Here is a 20,313-nt window from a genome sequence, read left to right on the forward strand (position 1 = left end):
ATTAAAAAAAGAATTGAGTCGCTAAGCGCTGGTCGCTGAGCGTAGTCGAAGTGACATGTTAATCGAAGTGAACAGTTTTTAGTCGCAGTTAATAATTAAAAATAGAAAAGTGAATTTGGACACTGAGCGTAGTCGAAGTGCCTCATTACAGTAATTTATAATACATGAAAAACATCTTAACCATCATACTAATCGCTTTTACAATGGGCTTAAGTGCCCAGAATTATATTGAGCATACGGTAGAACCAGGTGAAACCATTCAAACTATTGCCAAACAATATTTGGTTACACCGCATGATATTTATGCATTAAATCCGGATGCCAAGCGGAAATTTCAGCCGAATACGGTTTTAATCATTCCGAATTCTAAAGTGAAGAATGATGACATCGTAGAGGACAGAAGAGAGCTTATTGGTTATAAAAATCATAAGGTAAGGCGGAAAGAGACTTTATATGGCTTGGCTCAAGAGCACAATGTTTCTGAAGAGGAAATTAAGAAGGCCAATCGCTTTCTATATTCAGAAAATCTCAAAAAAGGCGATAAGATTAGAATTCCAAGATATAGAACTGTAGTTTCCAAACAAACCTTGAGTAATACCATAAAAAAATATACGGTTCAACCCAAAGAAGGGAAATGGCGAATCGCCTATAAGTTCGGAATTTCAGTATCGGAATTAGAGGCTTTAAATCCTTTTATGAACGAGACCATTCAGCCAGGTGACGAGCTGAACGTACCAAATATTAAAGATCAAGAAGAAAAAGCGATTGACACTACGTTTAGTTATTATGAAGTGTTACCAAAAGAAGGTTTTTACAGATTAAAAGTGAAATTGAACTTAACACAAGAACAGTTAGAGCAATTAAATCCAGAATTAAAAGAAACTGGATTAAAAGCAGGAATGGTTCTAAAAGTGCCAGAAAGTGTTGATACATTAGGCAGTTTAACAACTGTTGAAACTACCAATTTAAGAAGCAGCTTAACTAACTTTAAAACAAAAAAACTGGCGTTGATGATGCCATATCGTCTCGATAGAATTGATGTGGATGCCGTTGAGGAAACTAAAAATAAAATTAAAGAAGATAGGCGATTATCTGTTGTGTTGGATTTTCATGTTGGTGTGATGATGGCTTTAGATTCCGCTAAACAATTAGGAATTTCGACCGATTTAAAGGTGTTGGATACACGGTATCATGTTTCGGCCACTAGTGAATTATTGGACGATAATGATTTTTCAGACTATGATGCGGTTATTGGACCTATGGAAGAAAAGAGTTTCAATCGCGTCGCGCTGGCCTTAAGATCAGATAATGTTCCGGTTATTGCGGCCATGAATAAACCAAAGGAAGTCTACAGTAATGTGTTTCAAACCATCCCGGAAGAAAAATTATTACGCAAAGCGATGATCGATTTTGTAAAAACGGATAGTTTAAAAACAAGGGTTGTTATTATTTCGGACCGAGCACATAAAACGACCAGTGAAGCTTTGCAGAAAGAGTTTCCTAATTCGAAACTGATTCTGTCTAGAATGGATAAAAAAGATAAAACGAAAGATGCCCATTTTATTTATCATGCCGATTTACAGAACGTATTTGCAGCTGGTAAAACTTATGTATTTTTAGAAACCGATAATAATGCTTTTGTGTCTAGTGTTATCAGTATGCTCAATGGATTGGTAATTGAGAAAACGGAAATTATTTTGGCAACAACGGATAAAAATAGAGCTTTTGAAGGGAAGGATATAGACAATAATAATTTGTCTAATTTAAAGTTTCACTATCCATCAATTCACAAGGATTTCGACGAAACTAAGGCCAATGGTTTTGTCAACGCTTATCGTGAGGAATACGGCGTATCGCCAAGTAAATATGTGTCTCGTGGCTTTGATATTACTTTAGATCTTTTAATGCGTTTGGCTTCAGCTGAAGATTTATATGGTGCATCATTGGAAACGATTGAAACGGAATACGTAGAGAATAAGTTTCGATACAATAAAGATCTTTTTGGCGGTTACGTAAATCAAGCTGTTTATGTTGTGAAATTTGATGATTTACGAATTGTCAATGCGAATTGATAGGTTTGGAAATGTTATTTAAGGTTGGTTTTTTGGTCTTATAGCGTAATTTTTATTCCTAAAAAGAAAAAGATGATACATTTAAAATCATTTTATAAATGTTTACCCCTTGAAAAATCTACTTATTATTTTAACCTTATTTTACGTAGGAAGTGTTTCTAACGACCAAACCATGGTTTGGGATGAAACAACGAAGCTTACATGGGCAGATTTTAAAGCCGATCCTGATTTGGAATCGGATGCCGTTGCTTTAACAGCATCTGGAATTACATTTGGCTATTCCGTAAGAACATCTGAAGAAAGAATCGTCGATTTTTCTGCAACTGTCGAGGCTCAATTTTACCCAAATAAATCATGGTATTTAAAAGAAAAGGGGAATGCCCACATATTGGCTCACGAACAATTGCACTTTGATATCACCGAACTCTACGCACGTCAATTTAGACAACATTTAACACAGCTTAAAGCGAATCAAAATGTAAAAAAGCAGATGAATAAACTTCATGTTGCTATTAACGAAGCCGTTAATGAAACCCAAAAGCGATACGATAAAGAGACCAACCATTCTATGAATATAGAGAAGCAAAAAGAATGGGAAGCGTTTATTGCAAAGGAGCTTAAAAGTTTAGATGAATTTAAGTCATAAATGTCTTCCTATTGACAAGCTCAAGACAAGCTTCAGCAGGAATCTCTTTTGAACATCCATAATACACAATCAAAATGGAATTAGACGGCACAGTTTTAATTGAATTGGCACACTACAAAATGCCTTTTGGTAAATATAAAGACCAATATTTGATTGATATCCCTGAACATTACTACATCTGGTTTCAACAAAAAGGATTTCCAGAAGGCAAACTCGGTCGCATGATGGCACAAATGTGTGATATTAAAATCAATGGTTTGGAAGAATTGATTTATACGATTCGTCGGGATTTTCGGAAATAATATTCGTGGTTCGTTTAGGATTAGCTTCGTGATTAAGTAGTTAATTTATTATACAGATCGAAACTAGTTAAATTCACTATTTTTTCTTGCAAGAAGCGCATACAGAAAATAATAAAATGACAATGAATCGGAATTTCAAAAAGTTTAGGGTTTTAATTCACTTACGAATTACGACTATTTTCATTAATTAGCAAATTATATCCGTTGTATGTCTCAATAAAACAGAGGTTTGTCCATCTTAGCTATAACATATTAACAAACCATAAACAATTCATAGATTACTCGTTTTATTTCGTAATTTTGCCTGCGTTTAACAACGTACCATGACCACAAACCCTAAATACATTTTTGTAACAGGAGGCGTGTCTTCTTCTCTCGGAAAAGGCATTATAGCTGCATCTTTAGCTAAACTCTTACAAGCACAAGGTTACAGAATTACCATCCAAAAATTAGATCCATATATTAATATTGATCCAGGCACCTTAAATCCTTATGAGCATGGTGAATGCTACGTTACGGATGATGGTGCAGAAACCGATTTGGATTTAGGCCATTATGAGCGTTTTCTAAATGTGGCTACATCACAAGCCAATAACGTTACGACTGGTAGGATTTACCAAAGCGTTATCGATAAAGAAAGACGTGGCGAATTTTTAGGAAAAACAGTACAGGTAATACCACATATTACAGACGAAATTAAACGAAGAATTCAAATTTTAGGTAACTCTGGCGATTATGATATTGTTATTACCGAAATAGGTGGAACCGTTGGGGATATAGAGTCTTTACCATACATTGAAGCCGTTAGACAATTGGAATGGGATTTAGGAGAACACAACACTTGTGTAATTCATTTAACCTTGGTGCCTTATTTATCTGCTGCCGGCGAATTAAAGACCAAACCAACCCAACACAGCGTAAAAACCTTGATGGAAAGTGGTGTGCAAGCCGATATTTTGGTGTGCCGAACAGAACATCCGCTTAATGAAGGCTTAAAAACGAAACTTGCACGTTTTTGTAATGTAAAGAAGGAAGCTGTTATTGAATCTATTGATGCTTCTACTATTTACGACGTACCAAATTTAATGTTGGATGAAGGCTTGGATAAAGTGGTTTTAAATCAACTACAATTGAAAAGTGATAAACCGGATTTAAAAAATTGGAACCAGTTTTTAAAACGTCATAAAAATCCTAAAAGTGAAGTTACCATTGGTCTAATCGGTAAATATGTAGAATTACAGGATTCTTATAAATCTATTCTCGAGGCTTTTATTCATGCAGGCGCGGAAAATGAAGTTAAGGTAGTTGTAGAACCGATTCATTCCGAATATTTATCTGAAAGTAATATCGAATTTAAATTAGGGCATTTAGATGGTGTTCTGGTCGCGCCAGGTTTTGGAGAACGTGGTATCGAAGGTAAAATTGATGCCGTTCGCTTTGTGAGGGAAAACAATATTCCATTTTTAGGCATTTGTTTAGGCATGCAAATGGCCGTTATTGAATATGCTAGAAACGTATTGAATATTAAGGATGCAAATTCATTGGAAATGGATGGGCAGACGCTAAATCCTGTCATTAATTTAATGGAATCGCAGAAGAATGTGATTAATAAAGGTGGCACAATGCGTTTAGGAACTTGGGACTGCCAACTCGAAAAAGATAGTATTGCCTACAAAGTTTATAAAACGGAAACCATAACAGAAAGACACAGACACCGTTTTGAATTTAACAACGATTTTAAAGCGCAATTTGAAAATTCTGGATTAAAGCCAACGGGTTATAATCCTGACACGGGTTTAGTTGAAATTATTGAAATTCCTGAAAATAATTGGTTTGTTGGCGTGCAATACCATCCGGAATATAAAAGTACAGTGAGAAATCCACATCCTCTGTTTGTGGCATTTGTAGCTGCGGCTTTAAAATATAAGAAGAACAAAAAATAATATGCCACTTTGGCGCAAATGAAGTTTTGGTTAACTATTTGATTTAGCCAATTGTTACTTTATTAGGATCTGTGAGGTTAGATACTGAAACGAGTTCAGCATACAAAAATCTGACAGGTCTAAAACTGAAAATAAATGGAAGAAAAGAAATTAGACATTAAATCTATAATAGGTTTTGTCCTCATATTCGGAATTTTGGTATTTATGATGTACCAAAATCAACCAACACCAGAGGAACTTGAAGCTCAGAAAAAAGCAGAGCAGGAGCAAGTTGAAGCCGAAAAGAAGGAAACTAAGCAAGATGAACCCTTGGTTACCACTTCAGATGACTATACAATTACACAATCCTTAGACTCCACACAACAGGTTGTACGTCAAAATAAATTAGGCACTTTTGCCTATGCCGCAACCTTACCAGGAAAAGATATAACAACCGTACAAACCGATGTTTTTGAACTTAAGTTTAGTCGGATTGGTGGTCATTTGGCACAGGTTAAATTGAAGAACTTCGTAGATTATGATTCTGTTCCTATTTATTTGGTAAAGGATAATAACAGTGCATTCAACATTACATTTGGTACGTCGGACAACCGTACATATAATACACAGGATTTACCTTTTCAACCAAGTGTAACAAAAAGTGGAGCAAACACAGTTGTTTCCATGAAATTTAAGGCTTCCGAGAACGCATTTTTGGAATACCGTTACGAGTTGAAACCTGATAATTATATGATTGATTTTTCAATCAGATCACAAGGTTTAAGTGGTGTGTTTAATACGTCTCAACCTGTAACATTAGACTGGAAACAAAAAGGGATTCGTCACGCAAAAAGCATTAGTTACGAAAACCGTTATACCAGATTAACCTACATGCACGATGATGGAAAGGTTGATAAATTATCACAAGGTGGCGACGATGAGGAGACTGCCGAAGATGTAGAATGGTTATCTTACAGACAGTTCTTTTTCAGTTCTATTTTAGTTTCAAATGATAGCCCGTTTAAAAATGTGGCAATGACCTCCAAAGATTTAGTAGAGGATGACGAAATAGATACGCTTTACACAAAAACATACTCTTCTAAGTTTCCATTGGCGTATAATGGAGGCGAATTAAGTAAAAATTTGGGCTTGTATTATGGCCCGACAAAAGCAGAGGTTTTAAAAACATATGATAAAGGTTTAGACGAGAGTATTCCGTTTGGTTGGGGAATTTTCGGTTGGATAAACAAAATTATATTTATTCCTTTATTTGGGTTTTTAATTCAGTATTTACCGCATGGAATTGCAATTATAGTGATGACCATTATGGTTAAAATATTATTGTCTTTTGTACAATACAAGCAATTCTTGTCCCAAGCGAAGATGAAAATCTTAAAGCCGGAACTGGATGCGGTTAGAGAAAAGTATAAGGACAATAAGTTAAAAGCACAACAAGAGACAATGGCCATCCAGAGTAGAGCTGGCGCAAGCCCATTAAGTGGCTGTTTACCAGGTCTAATGCAGATTCCTGTGTTTTATGCTTTGTTTCAATTTTTTCCAACGGCTTTTGATTTAAGACAAAAAAGTTTCCTTTGGGCAGACGATTTAAGTTCCTATGATTCTATTTACGAATTGCCGTTTCCTATTCCATTATATGGAGACCACGTGGCCTTGTTTCCAATATTAGCAGCCATTGCTATTTTCTTCTATATGAAAATGACTACTGGTCAGCAGGTAGCAACGCAACCAACACAGGAAGGGATGCCAGATATGGCGAAAATGATGAAGTATATGATTTACTTCTCGCCAATTTTAATGTTAGTATTCTTTAACAACTATGCCTCTGGTTTAAGTTTGTATTACTTTATTTCTAACTTAATTAGTATTGGAATAATGTTGGTCATTAAGAACTACATTATTGATGAAGATAAAGTACTGGCTAAAATTGAAGTCAGTAAAACAAAGCCTAAGAAACAAAATAAGTTTCAGAAGAAAATGGCTGAGATGATGGAGCAAGCAGAAGCACAGAAGCAAGCTCAACAAAAAGGGAAGAAGAAGAAATAAGACCTTGCTTTGAAATAAGATTATCATCTAAATGAGCCTTAGTTAACTACTAAGGCTTTTTTTATGTCTTGATGATGCTTATAATTTATAAATTAAACTTTTATTAAAGAGGAAATAAGGATGATTCTAGAAAATATAGAAGCTCATTTCCTCAATCAAGTTGCTATGCCGTTGATGAAAAGATTACCAATTATGGGGTGGTGTAAATAGGATGATTTATGTTTAATAAGTGCGATATTCAAAATGATAGACTTTGATTTAAAATAGGCTTCAAACTATTGGAACTATTGAAGATTTATCCAAATTACAAGAATAAGAAAAGCCCAAACTTAAAAATAGTTTGAGCTTTTCACTAACTAAAAATCAACAATTATAAATAAGGTAATCAGCCTTAAATTTTCTTAGTTTATAATGACGGTAACATTACTTTATTCACTACATGAATAACACCATTTGCCGTTTGTACATCAACTGCGACTATGCCTATATCAGAATTACTGGCACCGTCAGTAACATCAGCAATATTTCCATTAGTTCCAGGAAGTGTGATATCAATAGTTTGTCCTTGTAATGTTTCTGGACTTGTTGTACCATTTGGAGTTAACCCATTAGAACGTACATTAGCTCCATCAATGACGTGATGTAATAATACTTGAGTTAATACATCTTCCGCAGGAGGAGTGCCTAAATTATCAAAAGCGGTATTGGTTGGCGCAAAAACTGTGAATGGTGCCGGACTAGTACCATTATCAGTAGATAATGTTGCTACAAAATCAGTACCTGGAGTTAAAGTAGTTAAAGCAGTAACTAAGGTTGAAAAGTTAGGATTGGCAATAGCCATATCTACCACAGTAGGAGGTAATAAGACTTTGTCAATAATATGTATTACACCATTAGTAGCAGTTAAATCTGTTTCGTCTACATCAGCACCTACCGACGTATCAAAACCACCATTTAATTTTACAGTTCCTGCATCTACATTAAAGTAAAGACTTAATGTGCTATCACCAAAACCACTTGGAGAAGCTGTGCTTAAATATCCAGAACCTGCATTGACTATGGAAGTGGCATCTAAATTTTCACCAATAATAACATGATTTAATAAGATATTTGTTACTAAAGTCTTTTCTGCAGCAGAAAGATTATCTAAATCTAAACCAGTATCTGCTAATAAAGCAGCAAATGCTTCATTATCTGGTGCAAAAACTGTAAAAGGTCCTGTTCCTTGTAATGTGGTTACTAAATCTGTTGCTTCTAAAGCTGCTGCCAAAGAAGTTAAATTGTTGGCCAAAGCTACATCCACTACAGTGGTGGTTTGTATACCTGGACCATTGTTGTCGTCGTCATCACTACATGCAGTCAAACCTATAACCAATAGAAATACTGTAAGTAATTTGAAGTTTTTTGAAATAATTTTCATTTTTTTGAGTTTTTAATTGTTCAACATTCAAACCTTTGACGGTTTGTTTAACAAATATACAATATGGTTAAACAAATAATTTATTCACTTTTCATTTTAACATTATTTTTAACAACTGCGAATGCCCAAAAAACGGTAAATCAGTTCGATAAGGACGGTAAACGACATGGCTTATGGACTAAAAATTACCACAAAACCGATCAAAAACGCTACGAAGGTGTTTTTGAGCATGGTAAGGAAATTGATTCCTTCAAATTCTATACGTTATCTTCAGGAAAAAGTGTGTTGAGTGCTGTAAAGGTATTTAACGAAAAGGACAGCATCGCAGATGTTACCTTTTTAGCTTCAACTAAAAAAATCATTAGTGAAGGTAAAATGGACGGTAAACGTTTTATAGGAGAATGGATTTTTTATCACAAAAATTCTTCGGTAAAAATGATTGTTGAAAATTATAATGATGAAGGTCTGCTGGAAGGAGAGCGCTTTGTGTATTTCAAAAATGGCGAACTTGCAGAAAGTGCTAACTATAAAAACGGTAAACTACACGGCGAATCCAAATGGTTCTCAGAGAAGGGGTTATTGTTAAGGCATACTCAATATCAGGATGGCGAGTTAGAAGGAAAGACCATTAATTATGATGCCAATGGCAAAAAAACGTCTGAAGGCAATTATGTTAAAAGTCAGAAAAAGGGTATTTGGAAATATTACAAAGATGGAAAAATCACTAAAGAAATAGACCATACAAACAATGAGGTCATTAAGAAATATGAATAGGTTTAAACTATTGTAATAATAGAATTTTGAAATGGCAATCCTAATATGATTGCCTTTTTTATTTTGTAATTTTGTCGAGGTTTATTTGACCAAATTATATCGTTACAAATACTGTTAAATTGTTTGATTGTCCCCTTGAGGATTAGTGAAAAACATAATATTTTTTGTTTTGAAACTACCGAGCGCAGCTCTTAGGGGTGTTTCTTGTAATATTTAATCGTTACTAAATAAAAGGCACCTGATTTGGCAGGTAGTAAATATGAAAAGAGTTATCGTAGGACTTTCAGGAGGAGTGGATTCTAGCGTTGCAGCTTATCTTTTAAAAGAACAAGGCTACGAGGTTATTGGCCTATTTATGAAAAATTGGCACGATGATTCCGTGACCATTTCAGACGAATGTCCATGGTTGGAAGATAGCAACGATGCCATGTTAGTGGCGGATAAATTAGGAATTCCTTTTCAGACCGTAGATTTAAGTGTGCAATACAAGGAACGTATTGTTGACTATATGTTCAACGAATACGAAAAAGGAAGAACACCAAATCCTGATGTGCTTTGCAATCGCGAAATTAAGTTTGATGTCTTCATGGATATAGCTTTGGAGTTAGGTGCAGATTTCGTCGCAACAGGTCATTATTGTAGAAAGGACACCATTGAAAAGGATGGAAAAGAAATTCATCAACTTTTAGCTGGTGCAGACCCTAACAAAGACCAATCTTATTTTCTTTGCCAGTTATCACAAAAACAATTGGCAAAAGCTTTATTTCCTATTGGTGAGTTATTAAAACCAGAAGTTAGGGACATTGCCAAAGCCCAAGATTTAATAACGGCCGAAAAGAAAGATTCGCAAGGTTTGTGTTTTATCGGTAAAGTAAGGTTACCAGATTTTCTTCAACAACAACTCAAACCAAAAGAAGGGGTTATTGTTGAGGTAGAAGATACGTTTGAGACTTATCATCAAGAAATGCCAGAATTTAATTCAAAAGAAAAGGAACTCCAGTTTCTATCTGAAAAACCAGACTATAATTTAGAAGACGGAAAAATAGTGGGTAAACATCAAGGTGCGCATTATTTTACCAAAGGTCAACGTAAAGGTTTGGGAGTAGGAGGAACTATTGAGCCATTATTTGTCATTGATACTGACGTCAAAGACAATATTATTTATACCGGCCAAGGCAAACAGCATCCTGGTTTATATCGCAATGTGCTATTTGTAACTAACGAAGAACTGCATTGGATTCGTGAAGATTTGGCTTTAAATGAAGGGGAAACTATGTCAGTAATGGCAAGAATCCGCTATAGGCAAGCCCTAGAAAAGGCAACACTACACAAAGTAGCTTCTGGCTTATATGTTGAATTCGAGAATAAACAATCCGCAATTACCGAAGGCCAGTTTGTAGCTTGGTATCTTGAGGATGAATTAGTAGGCTCAGGAGTTATCTCATAAGTAAAATTAGAAAAACGTCCTATTTGAAAATAGACCCCTAAAGTCCCCTTAAAGTGACAATCCTATGATTCAACTGAGCGAATTGTCCCCTTGAGGGGACTTTAGGGGTGTTTCAGTTTAAGTATAACTAAACAAACCATATTAATTTAGCAGTAATTTCTTAACTTGCAATAAAAGAAAAGCTATGATTAGAAAATTAACCATGCTTTTATTGCTCTTCCTCTCAATAAAAAGCTATGCGCAAGAAGACGCATGGATTTATCTCACGGACAAACCAAATGTTTCTGCTTCAATAGAAAATCCAATAAGTATCCTTTCTCAAAAAGCGATTGATAGAAAACAGCAATACAATATCGTCATTGACGAGCGCGATGTGCCTGTGAATGAAACGTATATTTCAGATTTAAAAAGCCAAATGGGAATTACTGTCATGGCAAAATCCAAATGGTTTAATGCCGTTCATGTGAGGGGAACAGAAGAAAATATCAATGCTTTAAATAACTTATCTTATGTTGAAACTGTTGATTTTGCAGATGAAAACTTAAACACCTTATCGAGAAACGCTTCCAATTTAAGCAAAACTGAAATAGAAGACGAAACCATTGAATTTACTTATGGAAATACGCAAAATCAGGTAGAAATGATAAATGCAGATAATTTGCATATAGCAGATTTTACAGGAGAAGGAATTACGATTGCTGTGATTGATTCCGGTTTTCCGAATGTAAATACTATGGATGCATTTCAACGTTTACGGGCTAACAACGATTTATTGGATGGTTATGATTTTGTGGATAGAACCCCAGACGTATATGCATTTTCAGGAAGTAATCATGGCACTAAAGTGTTGAGTACCATGGCAGGTTTTATAGAAAATCAATATGTTGGAACCGCACCTGATGCCTCTTATTATTTATTCAGGACAGAAGATTCGGGAAGTGAAAATCCAGTAGAAGAAAGCTATTGGGTGGAAGCAGCTGAACGCGCCGATAGTTTAGGGGTAGATATGATAAATACCTCATTGGGTTATCGCTTATTTGATAACCCGAATTATGATTATTCGCCCCAAGACATGAATGGCCAAGTCGCTTACATTACAAAAGGCGCATCAATTGCGGTTGAAAAAGGGATATTAGTGGTTGTGAGTGCTGGAAATGCGGGTGCAACTGCATGGCAAACTGTTGGTGCACCTGCAGATTCGCCAGATGTTTTTTCTATAGGTGCCGTTGATGGTGACGGAAATTATGTCGCATTCAGTTCTCAGGGAAGCGAAGCTCAAGTCGGTTATCAAAAACCAGATGTGGTGGCTAGAGGAGGAGCGGCTTTTGTTATTAATGAATTTAATAGTATAGTTCAAAATAATGGTACATCGTTCAGCGGACCAATTATGTGTGGTGGCATTGCGTCCTTGTGGCAAGCTATTCCAGAAGCCTCACCAACAGCAATGATGGATTTTGTAAGACAATCAGCGTCGCAGTTTACAGCACCAGACAATTTTTTAGGTTTCGGTATTCCAGATTTGGATTTAGCTAGAGCCTTAGCATTATCGCTTGAGGAGGATTTTATAGAAGCCTTTAATTTCTATCCAAATCCTGTGGAAACGGAAATTAATCTGTTGTTTCCATCAGCTGCAACACAATTAGAGCTTTCCATATTCAATCACTTAGGTCAACAAGTTTTATATAAAACAGTTCAAACGGATTTTAAAAAGGTTGACGTCTCTAATTTCGCTACAGGTATTTACCTTTTAAAGCTTTCCACCGAAAATGATTCTAAAACATTTAGGTTTATAAAAAATTGAAACTCTATGGTAACGTCAGTTCGAGTGATTGCTTTGCCAAATGCATTTGGCAAAGCAATTGTATCGAGAACCATCGTAAGATTCATTCGAATTGACGAATTTTATAACCTATTAAAATGCAATTATACCAATTTATGACCAACAGAATAACAAAACTCTTCCACATAAAATACCCAATTATCCAAGCTGGAATGATTTGGAACAGCGGCTGGAAATTAGCTTCGGCAGCTAGTAATTCAGGAATTTTAGGATTAATTGGTGCAGGTTCCATGTATCCAGACGTACTGCGAGAGCATATTCAAAAATGTAAGGCAGCAACCGACAAACCATTTGGTGTTAACGTTCCTATGTTATATCCAAATATTCAGGAAATTATGGATATTATTGTAGAAGAAGGTGTAAAGATTGTTTTCACTTCCGCAGGAAATCCGAAAACATGGACGAAATGGTTACAGGACAAAGGGATAACTGTTGTGCATGTGGTGAGTAGTGTAAAGTTTGCCTTAAAATCCCAAGAGGCAGGCGTTGATGCAATCGTTGCCGAAGGTTTTGAAGCGGGCGGACACAACGGAAGAGATGAAACGACAACCTTAACTTTGATTCCTATGGTCAAAGAACAACTTCAAATTCCGTTGATTGCAGCAGGAGGCATAGCCACAGGCCAAGCGATGTTAGCTTGTATGGTTTTGGGAGCAGATGGCGTGCAGGTTGGTAGCCGATTTGTAGCTAGTGAAGAGTCTTCTGCACACCAAGCCTTTAAGCAGGTCGTCGTGGATGCCAAAGAAGGTGACACGAAATTAACCTTAAAAGAATTAGCACCTGTACGGCTGATAAAAAATAAATTCTATAAAGACATCCAAGACTTATATAAGCAATCACCAACACCAGAACAACTTATTGAATTATTAGGAAGAGCCAGAGCTAAGCGTGGCATGTTTGAAGGTGATTTAGAAGATGGCGAATTAGAAATTGGACAGATTGCTGGTTTGATTCATGATGTAAAACCAGTTGCTGAGATTGTTGAGGATATGGTTGCTGAGTTTGAGGACGCTAAGAAAAGCGTGACTTTATTTTAAATACTATCTTAACAGTTCTATATGATGATTGAATTTAAATAACAGTTTCATAAACTTTCACAAAGTTAATCAGGCTAAGAGCTAAGTATTTAACCAATCCATAACTAATTATGAAAAACGTTCTAATCATTTCGTTTTTAACTTTATGTTATACAACCGATGCCAAAGCCCAAGATTTATTCTTCATTGGGGAAAAAAGTTATCCTTGTACAGAATTAATTGTCTTACAGTCAAATAAAGAAGAAGGTGAAGACTTAAATATAGTATTCGCTAAAAAAGATAATGCCTCATATATTGCCGTTACGACAAAACCCACATTCAAATCTGAAATTACTGATAAGCTTATTATTTACCTTGATGATGGTGTATCGATAACTTGCAACACTATTATTGATTCTGAATTTGTGGATGATAATGCCAAAGCAGTATATTCATTGACCAAAGAACATTTGGACAAAATGAGAAAAAGTAATATTAATACAGTTAGATACACACTAAACGTGTTAGAAGTAAAAAAAGTAAATAGGTCAGCTTCTAATAAAGGGAATTCTACTAAAACGAACTTCCCAGATTTAATTAATGAATTTTTCAACGATTAATTTAACTATTACTTGTTTGCAAATAGTGGGTGAAGTCTAAAAAAGCAATTTAAAAAGTCTTCAAAATCGAGGTCATTATGAAGTGCATTTGTTTTTAGAAACATTAGAAGAAAACCTTATCTTTATTTATAGAAAAAGATCAAAGACGAGTTCCCCAAACCAATAAGAATCCGTTATTTTTGTGATGTTCTAAAGTATTAGATAAACAACGATTTAAGACCTATAAATACAGTTAAAAACAGCCAATGCACATCCCATTATTAAATGATATACTTATACTTTTAGGGTTTTCAGTTGTCATAGTTTTTGTACTTCAAAGATTAAAATTACCATCTATAATTGGCTTTCTATTAACTGGTGTTATTATTGGTCCGTATGGATTAAGCCTTATTGAAGCTGTAGAGGAAGTAGAAATTTTATCGGAAATAGGTGTCATTCTATTACTTTTTGTAATAGGTATGGAATTATCTATAAAGCAATTGGTTTCCATAAAAAAAACGGTTTTTATAGGCGGATTTTTACAAGTGGGTATTACTGTAGGAGTCGCTTCGCTGGTCTATAACCTCTTGGGAAATTCTTGGAATGAATCGGTATTTGTTGGCTTCCTTTTTTCATTATCAAGTACTGCAATTGTTTTAAAAACCTTGCAAGATCGACAAGAGCTTTCTGAACCTCATGCCAGAAATGCCTTGGCAATATTAATATTTCAAGATATCATAGTAGTACCAATGATGCTTATTACGCCTATGATGGCTGGGGAAAATAATGATTTGGGCATGAGCATATTCATGTTGCTTTTAAAATCGGCATTTGTTGTAATGGTTACTTATATTAGTGCGCGTTATATTGTACCTAAGCTGATGCACGCTGTGGCAAAAACAAATAGTAAAGAATTGTTTCTGTTGGTGACGATTACACTTTGTTTTGCCATTGCTTTTTTTACCTCTGAGCTAGGTTTATCACTAGCTTTGGGTGCTTTTATTGCGGGTCTTATTGTATCAGAATCAGAATATAGCCACCAAGCGACAAGCATTATACTTCCTTTTCGTGAGCTTTTTACGAGCTTCTTTTTTGTCTCTGTAGGGATGTTGTTGGATTTAAATTTTTTCATTCATAATGTTCTAATTATCTTACTTATCGTTGTCATTGTTTTAATTATGAAATCGTCAATAACGGCAATTGCTGTAGCTGTTCTTAGATACCCAACAAAAACGGCTATATTAACAGGTTTGTCATTGTTTCAAGTTGGGGAATTTGCTTTTATACTTTCAAAAATAGGTATTGAGTACAATCTATTAACTCCCGAAACTAACCAATATTTTTTATCTGTATCTATTGTATCCATGATATTAACTCCTTTTGTGATTATTTTCTCAGAGACTATTGCAGGGCGTTTTATGGGTGTTTCAAAAAAATTAGGGTTCAATAATAAAACGGATTCTGATATGAATATTGGTGATATTATTGGTTCTGGCTTAGAAAATCACTTGGTAATTATTGGATATGGAATCAACGGAAGCAATTTAGCCAAAGCAGCAACAGCTAGTAGCATTCCTTTTATTGTAATAGAGATGAATGCTGAAATAGTGAAACGGGAAAAAGCCAAAGGATTACCAATTATTTTTGGAGACGCTACGCAAGATCATATTCTTGAAACTGTCCATCTCAATAGGGCTAGAGCGGCTGTCATTGCGATTTCTGGTAATCATGCCACGAAAACGATACTTAAAAATATTCGTGCTATATCTGATTCTTTGTACTTAGTTGTTAGAACTCGATATATAGCCGAAACATCAGAACTATTGGCATTGGGTGCAGATGATGTGATTCCTGAAGAGTTTGAAACATCCATACAGATTTTTGAACATATATTGCACAATTTCTTGGTGCCAGAAGGAGATATTGAACAATTTGTTGAAAAAGTAAGATCTGACAATTACCAATTATTTAAAGGCGAATTAAAACGGCCAAAAACCTACATTAAGAATGAATTGGCAGATTTTAATATTTCGTGTTTACGCATGCGATCTGATAGTAATAAGTTTTTAGGAAAACCAATAAAGGAATTAGACCTAAGAGCTCTTTATGGCATTAATATCTTGAGTATAAAGAGAAAAAATGTAATGTTAGAAAGTGTACAACCAGATGATACCTTAAAACAAGGTGATGTTTTGTATATATTAGGCGAGCAAAGTAATGTAGAGCGTTTTCAAAAGTTAATAAATTAACCCTGAAATTTTGAACTTACACACTTTTTAGGATAGTGTCACATAATGACTAGTCTTTGACTTTAAATCCTTAGCAAATCAAAAACTCCAATATTAGTTAAAAATCTTGGAGTTTTTTATATCTAAAGTTTTTGAATATTTTCTACTTCAATTCTTCTTTAGCGTCCATAATTAGCCGCTCTTTAACGGACTTATGTTCCTGCATTATTTTTTCATGCTCATTTTTCATCATTTCATGATCATTTCTCATTCTTTCGTGCCATGCCTTCATTTTATCAATCTTTTCACTAATCTCAATGTTGCTTAAGTCCTCAAAATTTGGAGTGGCATTGTCCTGTGCTTCCATAATTTCTTTATGACTCTTTAAGATAGCATCGTGACGCTCTAGCATCATACCATGCTTACTTATATTTTCTAGAACGGATGAATCCTTAATTTCCATACCTTGTAATTCTTCCGAAAATTTATTGTGTTCCTCAATCATCTTGCTATGATGCGATTCCATATCTTGGTGTACTGTATTTATACTATCACTTTTTTTAGCTACGTTATCATACTCAGCCATAAGTTCTTTTTTTTCATTGTCGCAACCAAAGACCATTACAGTCAATATCAATAGTGTATATAGTTTTTTCATAATTTATTCTTTAAGTGTTAAATTTATAAGCAACATATAATTTTTAGGTTGAAGATATTGTCTCAGATGATTTTATCACTAACTTAATCCATAAAATGCCTATTGTGAATAACTTCATTTATTTTAAAAGGGTCAACACTTCTATTTCTAATTGAAAATATATTCTTCTTCAGAATTTGAGAGTTATAGTAATAATCTTTAGCACTAAACAATATTTTAATCTCCCAATAAAAAAACTCCAACACATTAAAAGCATTGGAGTTTTAATTTTTTAAAAGCTTTGTATTTTAGCGCTTAATGAATTTTTGGGTAAACACTTTTCCTTCAGATTCTAGACGTAAAATATAATGGCCTTGACTTAAATTCGAAACATCTATGGTATGGTTTTCTAGTTTTAAGTTCATGACACGTTTTCCTTCGATATTAAAAATGGTCGCAATTTTCCCAACCAAATTAATAGGACTGTTAATATTGATCTCTTTTCCAACAGGATTAGGATGAATAGAAACGCCTTGTAAAGTTTCATCTTCTAAACTTAAAGTTTCCCCTTCAACGATGACGTGATGCGTATTAATAGCTGGATTAGTTACATTATCTACCTCTCCAGAAGGCCAGTATATAATGATATTGGAAATGGCATCATCGGTTCCTAGTCCAAAATGTGCGTTTAAAGAACTCATAAAACGAAATCCTTCTCCACTACGTACATCACGAATTTGAACACCTGAAGCTGTATGCACTTCAACTCTTGCACCAATGCCGTTAATATTACTTTGAACTCCTGTCGTGGTAATTTTAACCCAATTATTAGTGGTTGTATCGTTTGTATATAAATCTCCTCCAGAAATCGCATCGATAAATCCATCATCATTGACATCTCCAAAAGAACCGTTGTTTGAGGGTAAAATATTCTCGTACAACGTAAATGTCAAATCACCATTTCCGAAAAGAATATTTCCATGGGAAGCAATATCCAAATTGCCATCGTTGTCAAAATCGTGGGTACAATTTTCAATTCCCGTTGATGTTAATTCTAAAACTCCAGAGGTATCGGTTACTTCAACAAAAACACCATCACCATCATTTCTTAATAATTTAGACGTTCCTGTACTGGCACCAATATAGGCGTCCATATCCCCATCATTGTCATAATCTCCCCAAGCCGAAGACCAGGTTTGCATATCATCATCTAATCCTTGGGCAGGTGCAGTATCTGTATAAGTGCCATCGCCATTGTTTGTAAATAGCTGATTGATTGGTCCACCACCGCATTTGGCAATAAACATATCCATATCACGATCGTTATCATAATCAATCCAAACAGAGCCGTAGTTTCCTCTTACGAGTCCTAAATTTCCTTGTCCATATGATAAATTCCCACTTCCATCATTCATATAGTATACATTGGCATCAACATCATGACATACAAAGGCGTCTAGGTGACCGTCATTATCAATATCGGCAAAGTTAGAGCGTTGAGAGAATACATATTCCGACCCGGAAATTTGTGTAAATCCTGTACCTGTGGTATTGGCCTTCATGAAAGTGACACCACTTCCTCCGCCATAAAGTAAATCGGTAAATCCATTTCTATCAAAATCGGCTGCAGCCAAACTCCATGAAGGCGAATTTGCTGCACTTGTTGTGGTTATGTCCGTTGCTGTAGCACTCAATCCACCACCTGCTTGTTGATAGAAAATATTTACATTGGTATTACCGATAGAAACTACATCGTCTAAAAAGTCACCATTCATATCTACAAGAGCTCTTTGGGTACCCATAACTGAAACCGATGATGTTGTAAATGTTGCTGGTGGAGGCGGTGCTAATGTAGCGAAGGTTATAGGTGTACTCCAAAGACTGTTATCCGATCCGCAAATAGCGCGAACATACACTTCATAAATTCTTCCAGCCTCTAAGTCAGATAAGTTGACGGTTGTTGTATTTGCAGCAGTTCCCGCTTCGGTTGGAATTCCTGTTCCTGATAGCTGTACCACATATTCCCAAGTACTTTCACCGTTGTTTGGAATCCAAGACATAGTTGCAGTAGTCTGTGTTATGGCAGAAATTTCAATACTTGAAGGCGTAATACAAAAAGACCCGCAGGTTTCTATACGCATATAGTCTATGGCCATATCGCCTTCATAACCTGTACCTGTTCCTGTATGACTAAATTCTATATAAATTACTTGTCCTATATAAGCATCTAAATTTACACCAACTGGCACCCAAGCTTCATTCTCACTGGTTTGTAATTCACCTGAATGCGTAAATAACGTCGTAAAAGGACCATTGGCAGAGTTTCCAACATTTACATTTAAAGTTCCCATATCTTCGCCAAAGGCATGCATATAGAAAGATAATTCGGCACCATCCGTAGCGGTTGATAAGTCGATTGCAGGACTTACTGCCGAAGCTGTATCTGTTGCATTTCCAGAGGCTTCATAGTTCATATAGCCTGAACCACTATAAGCATTTTCTGGTCCAGTTCCATCCGACGTAGAACCACTAGGGATTTCCCAACTTCCATTATCATCGTTTAAATTTCCTGTCCAACCAGAGGCTAAGTCAAACTCTTCTGTAAGGATAAATGATGAAGATTCTGAAGCGCAGCTAACACCAATTGGCGCTGGAGGAGGACAGTTACTTTGCGTTATTGAACTACTATTTATGGCACAATTAATATCTTGATCATTTTGAATGTTAATAACTATATCGGTAGCGTTGGGATAAGGTCCAAATTGAACCGTTCCAGAAGCACTTAATGATTGCGTAGGACTGGATTGATTGTCAGAAATTGTCAACGACGTCGCTGAGCCTAAATCAGAAACATTGACATCTACTAAAAAACCATTACTTGCAGCACAATCATCTACTATGTTATATGTTGCTGTCGGGTTTGTACACGTAGCACAGCTAACATCGAAATCCCAAGGAATGTAATTATTTTCATCGCAGTTGATGGTGAAATCAGAATCTATAGAGACTGTAATCATATTACCAACAGATTGAAATGAAAGACCAGTTAGGTCTCCGCTATTTCCATAGCCATTGTATAGTTCGCTACCGTCGGTATTTAAAACAATCAATTCGTCATAAGTATTCTCTACGCGACCAGCATTGAATGTCACTCGCAAATCTGACCCATCAGAACTTACAAAAACGAAACTTGTGGTATCATTATCAATATAACAATACGTTGTGTTTACAGGGCCTACTGAACAATCTACTGTAGTTTGCGCTCCTGTAATAATGCAGGATAGGAGTAAGGCAAGTACGAGTGTAATTTTTTTCATAAGTTATTTTTTTTATGTGTTGCTCATTT

14 protein-coding genes are annotated in these 20,313 nt (G+C 35.3%); 11 read left to right on the forward strand and 3 right to left on the reverse strand.

Features of this window, described 5'->3' with window-relative positions:
* Window positions 1–164 precede the first annotated feature (164 nt).
* The 5 genes from HM987_RS05120 (at window position 165) to yidC (ending at window position 7,006) form a co-directional block, all read left to right on the forward strand.
* Window positions 165–2,072 carry a LysM peptidoglycan-binding domain-containing protein gene (locus HM987_RS05120; RefSeq protein ID WP_179005836.1) on the forward strand — a complete coding sequence of 636 codons (1,908 nt, stop codon included), beginning with the start codon at window positions 165–167 and terminating at the stop codon, window positions 2,070–2,072.
* A gap of 109 nt (window positions 2,073–2,181) precedes the next feature.
* Window positions 2,182–2,718, forward strand: coding sequence for a DUF922 domain-containing protein (locus HM987_RS05125; protein WP_229724607.1), 537 nt, complete (start codon window positions 2,182–2,184; stop codon window positions 2,716–2,718).
* Window positions 2,719–2,792: 74 nt separating this feature from the next.
* Window positions 2,793–3,020: a DUF3820 family protein gene (locus HM987_RS05130; RefSeq protein ID WP_179005838.1), complete on the forward strand. Its 228-nt coding sequence runs from the start codon at window positions 2,793–2,795 to the stop codon at window positions 3,018–3,020.
* A gap of 323 nt (window positions 3,021–3,343) precedes the next feature.
* Window positions 3,344–4,963: a CTP synthase gene (locus tag HM987_RS05135; protein WP_179005840.1), complete on the forward strand. Its 1,620-nt coding sequence runs from the start codon at window positions 3,344–3,346 to the stop codon at window positions 4,961–4,963.
* Between the two features lie 135 nt (window positions 4,964–5,098).
* Window positions 5,099–7,006, forward strand: coding sequence for a membrane protein insertase YidC (gene yidC, locus HM987_RS05140; RefSeq protein ID WP_179005843.1), 1,908 nt, complete (start codon window positions 5,099–5,101; stop codon window positions 7,004–7,006).
* Window positions 7,007–7,412: 406 nt separating this feature from the next.
* Here yidC and HM987_RS05145 read toward each other — a convergent pair whose 3' ends face one another.
* The gene (locus HM987_RS05145; protein WP_179005845.1) at window positions 7,413–8,426 is read right to left on the reverse strand and encodes a fasciclin domain-containing protein; all 1,014 of its coding nucleotides are present in this window, start codon (window positions 8,424–8,426) and stop codon (window positions 7,413–7,415) included.
* A 63-nt stretch (window positions 8,427–8,489) separates the two neighbouring features.
* Here HM987_RS05145 and HM987_RS05150 point away from each other — a divergent pair, with 63 nt between their 5' ends.
* The 6 genes from HM987_RS05150 (at window position 8,490) to HM987_RS05175 (ending at window position 16,351) form a co-directional block, all read left to right on the forward strand.
* The gene (locus HM987_RS05150) at window positions 8,490–9,200 is read left to right on the forward strand and encodes a toxin-antitoxin system YwqK family antitoxin (RefSeq protein ID WP_179005847.1); all 711 of its coding nucleotides are present in this window, start codon (window positions 8,490–8,492) and stop codon (window positions 9,198–9,200) included.
* Window positions 9,201–9,459: 259 nt separating this feature from the next.
* Window positions 9,460–10,647: a tRNA 2-thiouridine(34) synthase MnmA gene (mnmA, locus tag HM987_RS05155; protein WP_179005849.1), complete on the forward strand. Its 1,188-nt coding sequence runs from the start codon at window positions 9,460–9,462 to the stop codon at window positions 10,645–10,647.
* Window positions 10,648–10,831: 184 nt separating this feature from the next.
* Window positions 10,832–12,448, forward strand: coding sequence for a S8 family serine peptidase (locus HM987_RS05160; RefSeq protein ID WP_179005851.1), 1,617 nt, complete (start codon window positions 10,832–10,834; stop codon window positions 12,446–12,448).
* 134 nt (window positions 12,449–12,582) lie between these two features.
* The gene (locus HM987_RS05165; protein WP_179009899.1) at window positions 12,583–13,524 is read left to right on the forward strand and encodes an NAD(P)H-dependent flavin oxidoreductase; all 942 of its coding nucleotides are present in this window, start codon (window positions 12,583–12,585) and stop codon (window positions 13,522–13,524) included.
* A gap of 110 nt (window positions 13,525–13,634) precedes the next feature.
* Window positions 13,635–14,123 (forward strand): hypothetical protein, encoded by a 489-nt coding sequence (locus tag HM987_RS05170; RefSeq protein ID WP_179005853.1) that lies wholly within the window; start codon window positions 13,635–13,637, stop codon window positions 14,121–14,123.
* A 245-nt stretch (window positions 14,124–14,368) separates the two neighbouring features.
* Window positions 14,369–16,351, forward strand: a complete 1,983-nt coding sequence (locus tag HM987_RS05175) for a monovalent cation:proton antiporter family protein (protein ID WP_179005855.1) — start codon at window positions 14,369–14,371, stop codon at window positions 16,349–16,351.
* 142 nt (window positions 16,352–16,493) lie between these two features.
* Here HM987_RS05175 and HM987_RS05180 read toward each other — a convergent pair whose 3' ends face one another.
* Window positions 16,494–16,988, reverse strand: coding sequence for a hypothetical protein (locus tag HM987_RS05180; RefSeq protein WP_179005857.1), 495 nt, complete (start codon window positions 16,986–16,988; stop codon window positions 16,494–16,496).
* A gap of 287 nt (window positions 16,989–17,275) precedes the next feature.
* Window positions 17,276–20,284 carry an FG-GAP-like repeat-containing protein gene (locus tag HM987_RS05185; protein ID WP_179005859.1) on the reverse strand — a complete coding sequence of 1,003 codons (3,009 nt, stop codon included), beginning with the start codon at window positions 20,282–20,284 and terminating at the stop codon, window positions 17,276–17,278.
* Window positions 20,285–20,313: the final 29 nt, after the last annotated feature.

This window comes from Winogradskyella forsetii (assembly GCF_013394595.1).
Taxonomy (GTDB): Bacteria; Bacteroidota; Bacteroidia; order Flavobacteriales; family Flavobacteriaceae; genus Winogradskyella; species Winogradskyella forsetii.

Bases quoted from the DNA above. Each gene is read 5' to 3' on its own strand.
- HM987_RS05120 (WP_179005836.1), top strand. From the start codon at position 165: ATGAAAAACATCTTAACCATCATACTAATCGCTTTTACAATGGGCTTA.
- HM987_RS05130 (WP_179005838.1), top strand. From the start codon at position 2,793: ATGGAATTAGACGGCACAGTTTTAATTGAATTGGCACACTACAAAATG.
- HM987_RS05135 (WP_179005840.1), top strand. From the start codon at position 3,344: ATGACCACAAACCCTAAATACATTTTTGTAACAGGAGGCGTGTCTTCT.
- yidC (WP_179005843.1), top strand. From the start codon at position 5,099: ATGGAAGAAAAGAAATTAGACATTAAATCTATAATAGGTTTTGTCCTC.
- HM987_RS05145 (WP_179005845.1), bottom strand. From the start codon at position 8,426: ATGAAAATTATTTCAAAAAACTTCAAATTACTTACAGTATTTCTATTG.
- HM987_RS05150 (WP_179005847.1), top strand. From the start codon at position 8,490: ATGGTTAAACAAATAATTTATTCACTTTTCATTTTAACATTATTTTTA.
- mnmA (WP_179005849.1), top strand. From the start codon at position 9,460: ATGAAAAGAGTTATCGTAGGACTTTCAGGAGGAGTGGATTCTAGCGTT.
- HM987_RS05160 (WP_179005851.1), top strand. From the start codon at position 10,832: ATGATTAGAAAATTAACCATGCTTTTATTGCTCTTCCTCTCAATAAAA.
- HM987_RS05165 (WP_179009899.1), top strand. From the start codon at position 12,583: ATGACCAACAGAATAACAAAACTCTTCCACATAAAATACCCAATTATC.
- HM987_RS05170 (WP_179005853.1), top strand. From the start codon at position 13,635: ATGAAAAACGTTCTAATCATTTCGTTTTTAACTTTATGTTATACAACC.
- HM987_RS05175 (WP_179005855.1), top strand. From the start codon at position 14,369: ATGCACATCCCATTATTAAATGATATACTTATACTTTTAGGGTTTTCA.
- HM987_RS05180 (WP_179005857.1), bottom strand. From the start codon at position 16,988: ATGAAAAAACTATATACACTATTGATATTGACTGTAATGGTCTTTGGT.
- HM987_RS05185 (WP_179005859.1), bottom strand. From the start codon at position 20,284: ATGAAAAAAATTACACTCGTACTTGCCTTACTCCTATCCTGCATTATT.